The sequence below is a fragment of the Pseudoalteromonas sp. PAB 2.2 genome (genome assembly GCF_001938575.1).
GTDB classification, from domain to species: domain Bacteria; phylum Pseudomonadota; class Gammaproteobacteria; order Enterobacterales; family Alteromonadaceae; genus Pseudoalteromonas; species Pseudoalteromonas lipolytica.
In genome coordinates this window covers 1-12,299 of sequence record NZ_LYPI01000007.1, presented here as the reverse complement: position 1 = coordinate 12,299, position 12,299 = coordinate 1, and the positions used below count along the sequence as shown (strand labels likewise).

Sequence of the window (12,299 nt, the reverse complement as noted above, 5' to 3'; positions counted from 1 at the left end):
TGATGCAGAAGAAAAAGGGCTTTCGAGCCCTTTTTTAGTCATTAGCTAAGCTTATTATTCGTCTGTTTAGCTAATGACTAAGTCGATTAAATAATATACAATCGCGCACCCTAAATACTTATACCACCGTCACTGATTGAGGTTGTTTCATGACCACAGAAAAAAAGATTAATTTATTAGATTTAAACCGAGATGCAATGCGTGAGCTTTTTGTATCCTTCGGCGAAAAGCCGTTCCGTGGCGATCAGGTGATGAAATGGATTTATCATTTTGGTGTAGATAATTTTGACGACATGAGCAACGTCAATAAAAAGTTAAAAGAAAAGCTTAAAGCTGAATGTGAAATTGTTGCACCCGAGATCTCAGTAAAACAAGTAGCAAGTGATGGCACAATTAAATATGCCTTATTGCTACAAGGTGGCCAAGAAGTTGAAGCTGTGTGGATCCCTGAAAAAGACCGTGCAACCTTATGTGTATCGTCACAAGTAGGCTGTGCGCTAGAATGTACTTTCTGCTCAACAGCGCAGCAAGGCTTTAACCGTAACCTAACGGTATCTGAAATTATTGGCCAAGTATGGCGTGTTGCTAAAGATATTGGCCTTGATGGCGATAGCACCAAACGCCCTGTTACTAATGTTGTAATGATGGGTATGGGTGAGCCACTTTTAAACCTTAAGAATGTTGTGCCAGCAATGGAACTGATGATGGATGACTGGGGTTTTGGTCTATCAAAGCGTCGCGTTACACTGAGCACATCTGGTGTTGTTCCTGCTCTTGATTTACTAAAAGAAAAAATCGACGTTGCGTTGGCCATCTCTCTTCACGCGCCAAACAACGAGCTGCGTGACGTGCTAGTGCCTATCAATAAAAAGTACCCAATTGAAGAGTTTTTAGCGGCGTGTCGTCGTTACATCGATGGCTCAAAAGCAAATAAAGATGTCACTATTGAGTACGTCATGTTGCAAGGCATTAACGACAGCACCGACCAAGCCCATGAACTGGTTAAAACATTAAAAGGGACACCGTCTAAAGTAAACCTTATTCCGTTTAACCCATTCCCTGGCAACGAATATGGTCGCTCAAGTAATAGCCGTATTGACCGTTTTTCTAAAGTACTACAAGCGGCAGGCATTACCTGTATTGTTCGACGTACTCGTGGTGACGATATTGATGCAGCCTGCGGTCAATTAGTGGGCGATGTGGTTGACAGAACAAAGCGTTTAGCGAAAAAGAAAATGCGCGATGACAACGCAATTGCTGTTAATATTCATCAAGCATAATCGTTAAATCCAAGACAAGCCTTTGTGTTAAGCAGCTTATTTTTAAAATAATAGATGCAAGACAAAGGCTTTTCGGTAAGATAGGCATACGGAATCAAACAAGAGATTAGGTAATGCGATCTTTACTTGCCATAACTGTTAGTGCTTTAGCATTAGCTGGGTGTGTCACAGAAAACAGCTACAACGGAAGTAACAAACCTGTTGTTGAAAATAAAATCAATAATACTGGTGCCGCGCGTACTCGTATAGCCCTTGCTTTACAGTACTTAAAAACAGGCAATAACTCGCAAGCAAAGTATAATTTGGAGCGTGCAGCTGACTTCGCACCACAACTACCTGAAGTACACTATTCTCTGGCATATTATTATCAGCAAGTTGATGAAAATGAGTTGGCCGACAGGGCCTATCAACAAGCATTAAAACTTGATCCCGACGATCCTAATACCTTAAATAACTATGGGGTCTTTTTATGTGGTATCGGTGAATATGACCGCGCCGCAGAAGAACTCCTTAAAGCCATTGCGATTCCAAGCTATATTCGTGTAGCCGAAAGTTACGAAAACTTAGCGTTATGCGCCGTTGAGTTTAATGATTTTGAAAATGCTGAAAAATATTTTAAATCAGCATTAAGCCACAGCTCACAACGCCCATCATCATTAATAAACCTTGCAGGTTTATATTATGCTAAAAGCGACTTACATAAAGCACAGGAAGTCGTGGAACAATTTGAATCTACAGGCCGTGTCACTCCTCGCGCTTTAATGCTAAGTTACCTTATTCAACAACGCATGGGCCACATTGAAAAAGCAGAAACCACGGCGGCCATTATTTTACAAACTTACCCCGGCTCAAGTGAAGCTAAAGCCATCTCCTCTCAGCAGTTAAAGAGCACTGAATTTGAGATTTTACGAGAAAAATACCGCCTTTCTCAGTTAGAAGAACTGCTCATTTCAAGCGATTACTCGTCGGTAAGTAAAGATCAGCCAAAAATCCGTATCGTAAAGAAAAAAGCACCGCCTAAGCCACAACAAGCAAGTTCGGCGAGCACAACAGTAGCTGCAAACACAACAATAGAGCCTGTCGCGACAATTAAACCTGTCGCAACTGAAGAATCAGCAGCGGTGTCTGTCGCTGCAGAACCAACAGACACACAACCTGTGGCAACCATGCCAACGCCCGCAGACTCATTACCAGAAGTAAAATCTGTTGAAGTTGCGCAAGCTGATATTGAGCACGTTGCCGCAGTGGAAGAAAAGGCCGCAGTCGAAGAAGAGGCCGCTGTCACGGCACCTAAACAACAGCCAGTGGCAACCGTACAAAAAACGCAGCCTAAAATAGGCGGTTTTACCACCGTGTCATCACGCCCAGTAGTAAAAACCGCGGTGGCTAACGATACCTCAGCAGTTGTGAATGCACTTGGTTCATCACAAACCACAATGCCAGCAGCTGAGCCCACACAAACAAACAGTGATGACGTAAAAATTGTTTCATTTGGTGCTCCACAAACACCTGAAATAAAACAGCAAATTGAGCCATCTACAAACGCGGTAAAAAAAGACACTGGCACCGTAGTTTTTTACGAAGCAGAAAAAGATGCCGATGTATTTAACACCCGTTCTTCTCGTTCTGCGCAAACAAGTAACACGCGCTACAGCGTCAGCACAGAGCAATTACAACTGCCCATGCTGAACCCCAGTGTCGCCGCATTAAATATTCCTTACCATGTTATTCAAAATGGTGAAAACCTATTTAGCATTTCGGTGCGATACAATGTTAAACTACAGAAGATTTTGCAATGGAATGGCTTAAAAGAATCGGATCGTGTGCAAAACGGCACAAAAATCTATTTAAATGATCCGCACATTTACCATGACATTAACGCTGGCGATACTCTTTATGGCATAGCCACCCAGCATAGCGTATTGATCGATCAATTAATGCGCTGGAACAAATTGAGCCCAGATGTAGCCCTAAAACCTGGGCATAGACTCTTATTGGTAGACCCAGACTCATACGCATTATGAATGAAGAAAACACGTTAGAACAACCGCAAGAAACGCTCGGCCAAGCGCTAAAAAAGCACCGCGAAAATGCGGGAGTGAGCCTTGAGCAACTTGCTGGAGCATTAAAATTATCTGTTTTACAATTACAGAGACTAGAAAACGACGAACACGAGTTACTTGGCCCTGCCACGTTTGTTAAAGGCTATATTAAAAGTTATTGCCGAGAGCTTAAAATTGACAGTCAAGCCATGCTTGCATTACTGCCTGAGCAGATAGAACCTGCGAAAAAGTCAAAAATGCAAAGTTTCTCTCGTCGTACTGAAAAAGAAGCACATGACAGCCGCTTAATGTTGTTCAGCTACTTTATTTTAGCTGTAATCATTGGCTCGTCTGTTTTTTGGTGGTGGCAAAATAGCGCACCAGCGATTGAAGAGCCCATTAAGACAATTCAGCCAAATCAACTTGAAACAAGTGAACTTTCGTCCCCTGTTCAAGAGCCTCCCGTTGGCCAAGAACACACTGAAAGTGCAGCACCAATCAGTACTGATTTAGCTGTTGCAGAGTCTGAACCAGCCTCTGCGACAACACCACCTGTGACACCAGAGCAAGCAAGCTCAAGCGATCCTGAACAAAGCACCATTGTCATGCACTTTAATGAAGACAGCTGGGTTGAAATTCACGATGGCAACGGTGACCGCGTAGCATTTGGCGTAAAAAAAGCCGGCTACGTCATGACTGTCACAGGTCCACAGCCATTTAATGTCGTGCTAGGCAAACACCAAATGGTTGATATTACGTTTGAAGGTCAACCTGTCGACACCTCACATTTTGCCAAAAACCGATTAGCTAAATTTACTTTACCGTTATCAGAGTAACCGCAATGTTTTCAGAATCTCCTATTAAACGCAGAAAATCGACACGCATTAACGTAGGCAATGTCCCCATTGGTGATGGTGCACCGATTGCTGTTCAGTCGATGACTAACACCAACACATTAGATGTCGATGCGACGGTTGCACAAATTCAAGCCATTCAAGACGCTGGAGCCGATATCGTTCGTGTTTCAGTGCCTACCATGGAAGCGGCTGAAGCATTTAAAAGCATAAAAGAACAGGTCACTATTCCACTGGTGACTGATATTCACTTTGACTACCGCATTGCACTAAAAGTAGCGCAGTATGGCGCAGATTGTTTACGTATCAACCCAGGTAATATTGGCAGTGAAGAACGTATTCGTGCAGTGGTAGACTCTGCACGCGAACACAAGATTCCTATTCGTATTGGTGTAAATGGCGGCTCATTAGAGCGCGATTTACAAGAGAAATACGGCGAGCCAACGCCCGAAGCATTACTGGAATCAGCAATGCGCCATGTTGAGATTTTGCAACGTTTAGACTTTGATCAATTTAAAGTCTCGGTTAAAGCATCAGACGTATTCTTAGCAGTCGGTGCGTACCGACTCCTTGCCAAAGAAATTGATCAGCCTCTGCATTTAGGTATTACGGAAGCTGGCGGTATGCGTTCTGGCTCAGTCAAGTCAGCTGTGGGTTTAGGTATGCTGCTTGCCGAAGGTATTGGCGACACATTACGTGTGTCACTTGCGGCTGATCCAGTGCAAGAGATCAAAGTTGGCTTCGATATATTAAAATCGTTGCGTATTCGCTCGCGTGGTATCAACTTTATTGCGTGTCCAAGCTGTTCGCGTCAAGAGTTTGATGTTGTTAGCACGATGAACCAACTCGAAGAACGTCTTGAAGACGTTGTTGAACCCATGTCAGTGTCTGTCATTGGGTGTGTGGTTAATGGTCCCGGTGAAGCCCTCGTGAGTGATATTGGCCTTGCGGGTGCAAACCGTCGTTCAGGCCTTTACATTAATGGCGAGCGTCAAAAAGCACGTATCGATAACGACAACATTGTTGACCAGCTCGAAGGCTATGTGCGCGACTTTATCGCTAAAAAAGAGAAAGAAACGCCAATCGACATCAAAATAGTTGAATAATACGAATATAGTCGGCAAACCCAGCGGTTTGCCGTTTACCTTTACCGCTCAGACGTTATAATAGCGGGTCAATTTTTAGTTTTCTTGATGCGTAATGATTATTTACGCAAGTACAGTATTTAGGATTTATCAGTGGCAAAACAAATTCAGGCAGTTCGTGGTATGAACGATTGTCTGCCAGGCGACACGCAGATTTGGCAGAAAGTAGAAAATATCTTACGTGATACCGTTTCATCGTTTGGTTATCAAGAAATTCGTTTTCCAATTGTTGAGTCAACCGATCTATTTAAACGCTCTATTGGTGAAGTTACTGATATCGTTGAAAAAGAAATGTACACATTTGCTGACCGTAATGGCGATAACCTAACACTTCGCCCTGAAGGAACCGCGGTGTGTGTACGTGCAGGTAACCAAAATGGCTTACTGTACAATCAAGAGCAACGTTTATGGTACATGGGACCGATGTTCCGCCATGAACGTCCACAAAAAGGCCGTTATCGCCAATTCCACCAATTTGGTTTAGAAACATTCGGCATTGCCACTGCCGATATTGATGCAGAAGTTATTTTGCTTACAGCCCAATTATGGAAAGAATTTGGTATTAGCGAACACGTTCGTCTAGAGCTTAACTCATTAGGCTCTAATGAAGCACGTGCTGACTATCGCGATGCCCTTGTTGCCTACTTAGAGCAACATGTTGATGTGCTAGATGAAGACTCAAAACGTCGCATGTATTCTAACCCATTACGTGTTTTAGACAGTAAAAATCCAGATGTACAAGCAATCTTAACTGATGCGCCAAAGCTGTCTGAGCATTTAGATGCTGAATCAAAAGAACATTTTGAAAATTTATGTGAACGTTTAGACGCAGCTGGCGTCGAATACACGGTAAACGAAAAGCTTGTACGTGGCCTTGACTATTACAACCGCACAGTTTTTGAGTGGGTGACAGATAGTCTGGGCGCACAAGGAACCGTATGTGCCGGTGGTCGCTACGACGGCCTAGTTGAGCAACTAGGTGGTAAAGCAACCCCAGCCGTTGGTTTTGCAATGGGTCTTGAACGTTTAGTTCTGCTACTACAAGCATTAGAATGTGTAGGTGACATTCGTCGCAGTGCTGATGTATATTTGGCAGCCATGGGCGACAAAGCCAGTATTCAAGCGCCTATCATCGCAGCTCAACTTCGCAAAGATGTGGCGGGTCTTCGAGTGATGGTTCACGCTGGCGGCGGCAATTTTAAAAAGCAATTAAAACGCGCTGATAAAAGCGATGCATTAGTTGCGCTCATTATCGGCGAAGATGAATTAGAACAAGGCGTTGTGACTGTAAAATATTTACGTGAGCGTAAAGAACAAGTCACCTTAAAACTAGAAGAAGCGAAAACGCTACTAGCTGAACTTATTTAAGTTCAGTTAGCAACAGAGGTAAGCATGGAAATTTATTCAACAGAAGAACAACAAGCAGAAGCGATTAAACGCTTTTTTCGTGAAAACGGTGTCGCACTGGCAGTGGGTATTATCGCAGGCCTAGGTGGTTTGTATGGCTGGAAAGCATATAATCAACACCAAATCACCAGTGCTGAAAATGCATCAGACTCATTCACTCAACTTGTTGATAGCGGTGCCGTGCTAGACAAAGCAGAAACGTTTATCAAAGATAATAATGAATCAAGCTACAGTACCTTAGTTGCTTTCGTTGCAGCTAAAGAAGCCGTAGAAAAAAATGATCTTGATGCGGCAAGTGAAAAACTTAATTGGATTATCACGCACGAGAAAAACACCGAGTTAAAAGCCACAGCTGCAACGCGTCTTGCTCGTGTTCATCTTGCACAAAAGCAGTATGAGCAAGCATTAGCAACATTAAACTCAACATTACCAGAATCATTTGCTGCAACGGTTGCGGAATTAAAAGGCGATGTGTTTGCTGCACAAGGTGACAAAGACCAAGCGCGCAGCCAATATCAAGCTGCGGCTGATAAAGGTGGCCTTGAAAATAACCCGTTATTACAAATTAAACTTGATGACTTAGCACAAACTAGCCCAGCGGCATAAGGGGTTAAGATGAAGAAGTTAACAGCGGCAACACTTGCTCTGTGTATTGCGACCCTAACGGGGTGTTCATCAAGTGATGACGAAGATGAATTAGTATTACCAGAAATTGTTAATCAGTTTGAAACAAAGGTTGTTTGGCAAGAGTCGATTGGTGATGGTGTTCAGCACTATTTTTCTCGCCTCACTCCAGCGGTATATAACGACGTTGTGTATGTTGCCAACCGTGAAGGTGAAGTAGAAGCCTTATCGCTTGAAAATGGCGATACTCTTTGGCATACCGATGTACGTGAAAACCCCGCTTTTTGGCCTTGGGAAACATCTGAGAGTGCTAAATTATCAGGCGGTATTTTACAAGCTTATGGTAAAATATTCGTTGGCTCTGAGCACGGCTATTTAACTGCTCTTGACCGCGAAACGGGTGAAATTATTTGGCGCAAAACAGTGCCGGGCGAAGTACTTTCAAAACCAGCTGCGGGCGATGGCCTAATATTCGTTAATTTGGGTTCTGGTAAATTACTGGCCATTCACCCAGACACAGGTGAAGAACGCTGGCGTTATGAGCAAGAAGTACCGCCACTAACACTGCGTGGCCAAAGCTCACCAACGGTTGCGAATGGTGGGGTATTAATAGGCCTTGAAACAGGCAAGCTCAACGTATTAATTTCAGAAAACGGTTATTCTGCTTGGAGCGCTGAAATTGCGTCACCAAAAGGGGCTTCTGAGTTTGAGCGTTTAGTTGATGTCGATACACAAGCTTTAATTAGCGGCCCATATGCTTATGCTATCGCCTATAATGGTAACTTAGCAGCCGTGGATATTCGCTCTGGTAATGTTGTATGGAAACGTGAGTACAGCAGCTACCGTGATTTATCGATGGACAGCCAATATATCTATATTGTTGACAGCAACGGTGTGGTATACGGCTTAGATAAAGTGTCTGGTATTGAACGTTGGAGCCAACCTGCTCTACGTGGCTGGTACTTAACAGGCCCAACAGTTGCTGGAAAATATTTAGCATTGGGTGACCAAGAAGGTAACCTACACTGGTTAGATAAAGAGTCGGGCGAGCTTGTATCGCGTGAAGACTTTGACAGCTCAGGTTTCTTTATTGAGCCTGTTGTTGCCGGTGACAAGTTAATTTTATACACCCGAGATGGTGAAGTTAGCGCGGTTAAAATTCCAGACTAACTTACTAATAGTAAACGTTATTTTTCTAAGGCTTCGCTTGGCGAAGCCTTTTGTTGTTTTTTAAAGAGGTAGTTTATGCTTCCCGTGATCGCTCTTGTTGGGCGACCCAATGTGGGCAAATCCACATTATTTAACCGTTTAACACGTACTCGTGACGCCCTCGTTGCCGATTTTCCAGGCTTAACACGAGATAGAAAATATGGCCAAGCTGACTATGATGGCTATGAATTTATCGTGGTAGACACGGGCGGTATTGACGGCTCTGAGCAAGGTATCGAAACTGAAATGGCCGAGCAATCGTTACTCGCGATTGAAGAAGCCGATATCGTATTATTTTTAGTTGATGCGCGCGCAGGCATGACAGCCGCAGACCAAGCAATTGCTAATCACCTACGTAAACAGCAAAAGAAATGCTTTGTTGTCGCAAACAAAGTAGATGGTATTGATGCTGACTCATACTGTGCAGAGTTTTTTCAATTAAGCTTGGGTGATATTCACCACATTGCCGCGGCTCACGGTCGTGGTATTACGCAGTTACTTGAAACAACACTTCAACCAGTTATCGCTGAAATGGCTGCACAAAACGATGATGTTGAAGAAAGTGATGACGAATTAATTGATCTTTACAGTGAAGACGACGACAGCGAAGAGAACCAACAAGCATTTGCAGATAAACCTGTAAAACTCGCAATCATTGGTCGCCCAAATGTGGGTAAGTCTACGCTGACTAACCGTATTTTAGGTGAAGAACGCGTTATCGTTTACGATATGCCAGGTACTACGCGCGACTCTATCTACATTCCGATGACGCGTAATGACAAAGAGTACATCCTTATTGATACCGCTGGTGTTCGTAAGCGTAAAAAAGTAAGCGACGTTGTTGAGAAATTTTCTGTTATCAAAACGCTGCAAGCTATTGAAGATGCAAACGTTGTATTACTGGTTGTTGATGCTCGCGAAGGCATTTCAGATCAAGACTTAAGCTTATTAGGGTTTGCCTTAAATGCAGGTCGTTCGCTCGTTGTAGCCGTAAACAAATGGGACGGCTTAGACGATTACGTTAAAGAGCGAATCAAATCTGAGCTTGACCGTCGTTTAGGCTTTATTGACTTTGCACGTTTACACTTTATCTCTGCGTTACACGGCACCGGTGTGGGTCACTTATTTGAATCAGTTGATGAAGCATATGAGTCTGCGACTAAGCGTATTAGTACTGCAATGCTACGTCGTATCATGGACATGGCTCAAGCGGATCATCAGCCACCTCTCGTTCGTGGCCGTCGTGTTAAGCTTAAATATGCGCATGCCGGTGGTTATAACCCACCACGTATCGTTATTCACGGTAACCAAGTTCATGACTTACCTGATAGCTATAAACGCTACCTAATGAACTACTATCGTAAAGCATTGAATATCATGGGCACACCTATCAAAATTGAATTTAGAGAAGGTGATAACCCATACGCAGGCCGCACCAATAAAGTGACCTTATCGCAAAAACGTAAAATACGTGCATTTGCGAAAGAAAACCGCAATAAGTCATAAACTTTATTCGGTCATGAAAAAACCTTGTACGCATTTGCCTACAAGGTTTTTACTAGTAACTTAAGCTTTGATCAACATATAAATCACCTATTATCTTCCCCATCTCTTTTTTCATTTGACTTACTTGGCTCTTATGTAGCTTCCTTGATTCATTGACACTAGAGCTTGCGACGGCAACGAGAGAATCAAGTGCTCGACTCCTTCCTTCAATAGCCTTTCTCCGACTAACAACATCTACATTCTTAATATAGTGTTCTTTTAAATCAACAAAGTGGAGATAAACTAAAGATAAATCTTGTTCCTCTGGGTATGTTTCATCAGCGCACCAACAACTCAGCTGTATATCAATCTTATGAGTAATAAAATCTAAAAATTTAGGTGTATATATTTCCTTTTTTTCTATTGGATGAATGATCTGGAGAACTCCTCCATCAGCTAAAATACTTAAGTAATTTATCGTGTCTATTGTTACAGTATTATCCGTCGTTATTGACTGAGTAATTATATTTTTTATCGATGACCTGGATTAAGTAGCCATTTTCAGTATTTTTTGAAATTAAAAAAAATTTTATTAGGTGCGCATCCCCCACAAGCTTAGTGACATAACCTGGTTGGGTTTGATAAAGCTGGTAGTAAGAAAAGCTTTCTTTATCTAGGCCTAGCATTGAAAAATAAACTGCTTCTGTAATACGTGGGTGGCTGGTATTGGGCTGGTATTGGTATCGTGCGCTGCACAATTAAATACCATTACCGCCCCAAAAAGCAGTGCAGCTTTACGCTTATAATCCTTCATATTCAGCTTCCCTTGGCTTTAAAATTTGCTTTCTACATTTAACCATACTCCAACAATCCGTTTCGGGTACACCGTAATACCACGCTCTAAAAATCGGTTGATACTTTTCAATTACACGTTGTTGCATACGTTTTGAAAAATGAGGTAAGTACATAGTTTTGATCACCGTAATGTGCCTTGTGATCATATCTCCTAAATTAAAGCGCGCTTGGCGATACAGAATGTCTGCTTTTTTATATTCCCTGCTATCAGGTGTAAAGTTTTGCATGTCTTGCTTAGGGCCAGTCGCCCAGCCAGCTACTTTTTTCATTTGTTCAGTAAACGGCTTAACGGTAAACGTGATATGAGTGGGGTCATCAGCATCAGTGGGCCCAAAGCCTCGCGTAAATACATTGTAGTGATAATTAGGATGAGTAACCTTAAAAAGAATTGTTGCATAGGCGTTGGGCTGTAATAAATCCAAACGCTCCCGTGGGAAGGTAATTGGCTCATTAGCATGCGTGGTTTTAAAGTATCTATAACCGGAGTCTATGCCACAACTACTGTGACCGCATGACTCTGTGTACACGGACTCTATCAAAAAAGGGAATTCTGGCACTGAGCCATCCTCTGTTTCAATCGTCACAACAATAGGCCCACGATAGCCATGAGCCTTATCGAATACCGTAGTGCAACTTGTTGTCAAAAAACACGCCAGTAGCACACAGTAAAATTGCAGTGCAGTTTTACGCTTATAATCCTTCATATTCAGCTTCCCTTGGCTTTAAAATATGTTCTTGGCAAGTCATTTTGTTCCAACAATCCGTTTCGGGTACACCGTAATACCACGCTCTAAAAATCGGTTGATACTTTTCAATTACGCGTTGTTGCATACGTTTTGAAAAATGAGGTAAGTACATAGTTTTGATCACCGTAATGTGCCTTGTAATCGTCGCCCCCAAATTAAAGCGCGCTTGGCGATACCGAATGTCTGCTTTTTTATATTCCCTGCTATCAGGTGTAAAGTTTTGCATGTCTTGCTTAGGGCCAGTCGCCCACCCAGCTACTTTATTCATTTGTTCAGCAAACGGCTTAACGGTAAACGTAATATGAATAGGATCATCAGCATCGGTAGGCCCAAAACCTCGCGGAAATCCGCCTTGGTGATAATTAGGATGGGTAACCGTAAACTCAATCGATGCATAGGCGTTGGGCTGTAATAAATCCAAACGCTCACGAGGGAAGGTAATTGGCTCATTAGCATAGGCAGTTTTAAAATATTTATAACCAAATTCAATACCACAACTACTGTGACCACACGATTCCGAATAGCCCGACTCTATTAAAAAAGGAAATTCTGGCACTGAGCCATCCTCTGTTTCAATCGTCACAACAATGGGCCCACGATAACCATGTGCTTTATCAAATAAAAAATCACAGCCTGATGTCAAAAAACACGC

At 42.7% G+C, this 12,299-nt stretch carries 11 protein-coding genes; 8 read left to right on the top strand and 3 right to left on the bottom strand.

What is annotated here, in order from left to right:
* Positions 1-149: 149 nt before the first annotated feature.
* From BWD47_RS00580 to der, 8 genes are all read left to right on the top strand, one after another.
* Positions 150-1,280 carry a bifunctional tRNA (adenosine(37)-C2)-methyltransferase TrmG/ribosomal RNA large subunit methyltransferase RlmN gene (locus BWD47_RS00580; RefSeq protein WP_036972406.1) on the top strand — a complete coding sequence of 377 codons (1,131 nt, stop codon included), beginning with the start codon at positions 150-152 and terminating at the stop codon, positions 1,278-1,280.
* A gap of 113 nt (positions 1,281-1,393) precedes the next feature.
* Entirely contained in the window at positions 1,394-3,304 is a 1,911-nt protein-coding gene (gene pilW / locus BWD47_RS00575) for a type IV pilus biogenesis/stability protein PilW (RefSeq protein WP_075593186.1), read from the top strand.
* The gene (locus BWD47_RS00570) at positions 3,301-4,158 is read left to right on the top strand and encodes a RodZ domain-containing protein (protein WP_075593185.1); all 858 of its coding nucleotides are present in this window, start codon (positions 3,301-3,303) and stop codon (positions 4,156-4,158) included. Before pilW ends, BWD47_RS00570 begins: the two co-directional genes overlap by 4 nt.
* Before the next feature lie 5 nt (positions 4,159-4,163).
* On the top strand, positions 4,164-5,282 hold the full coding sequence (ispG, locus tag BWD47_RS00565) for a flavodoxin-dependent (E)-4-hydroxy-3-methylbut-2-enyl-diphosphate synthase (protein ID WP_075593184.1): 1,119 nt from the start codon (positions 4,164-4,166) through the stop codon (positions 5,280-5,282).
* Between the two features lie 132 nt (positions 5,283-5,414).
* Entirely contained in the window at positions 5,415-6,689 is a 1,275-nt protein-coding gene (hisS, locus tag BWD47_RS00560; RefSeq protein ID WP_036972410.1) for a histidine--tRNA ligase, read from the top strand.
* Positions 6,690-6,713: 24 nt separating this feature from the next.
* Positions 6,714-7,334, top strand: a complete 621-nt coding sequence (locus tag BWD47_RS00555) for a tetratricopeptide repeat protein (protein ID WP_036972411.1) — start codon at positions 6,714-6,716, stop codon at positions 7,332-7,334.
* A 9-nt stretch (positions 7,335-7,343) separates the two neighbouring features.
* The gene (bamB, locus tag BWD47_RS00550) at positions 7,344-8,522 is read left to right on the top strand and encodes an outer membrane protein assembly factor BamB (protein WP_036972412.1); all 1,179 of its coding nucleotides are present in this window, start codon (positions 7,344-7,346) and stop codon (positions 8,520-8,522) included.
* 75 nt (positions 8,523-8,597) lie between these two features.
* Positions 8,598-10,067 carry a ribosome biogenesis GTPase Der gene (der, locus tag BWD47_RS00545; RefSeq protein WP_036972413.1) on the top strand — a complete coding sequence of 490 codons (1,470 nt, stop codon included), beginning with the start codon at positions 8,598-8,600 and terminating at the stop codon, positions 10,065-10,067.
* 476 nt (positions 10,068-10,543) lie between these two features.
* On the opposite strand, the gene BWD47_RS00540 is transcribed toward der, so the two are convergent.
* The 3 genes from BWD47_RS00540 to BWD47_RS20065 form a co-directional block, all read right to left on the bottom strand.
* Positions 10,544-10,804, bottom strand: coding sequence for a hypothetical protein (locus BWD47_RS00540; protein ID WP_143104559.1), 261 nt, complete (start codon positions 10,802-10,804; stop codon positions 10,544-10,546).
* A gap of 42 nt (positions 10,805-10,846) precedes the next feature.
* Positions 10,847-11,605 (bottom strand): hypothetical protein, encoded by a 759-nt coding sequence (locus BWD47_RS00535; RefSeq protein ID WP_074988523.1) that lies wholly within the window; start codon positions 11,603-11,605, stop codon positions 10,847-10,849.
* The coding region (locus BWD47_RS20065) for a hypothetical protein (protein ID WP_075593183.1) at positions 11,592-12,299 on the bottom strand (708 nt) is incomplete at its 5' end. The genes BWD47_RS00535 and BWD47_RS20065, both read right to left, overlap by 14 nt.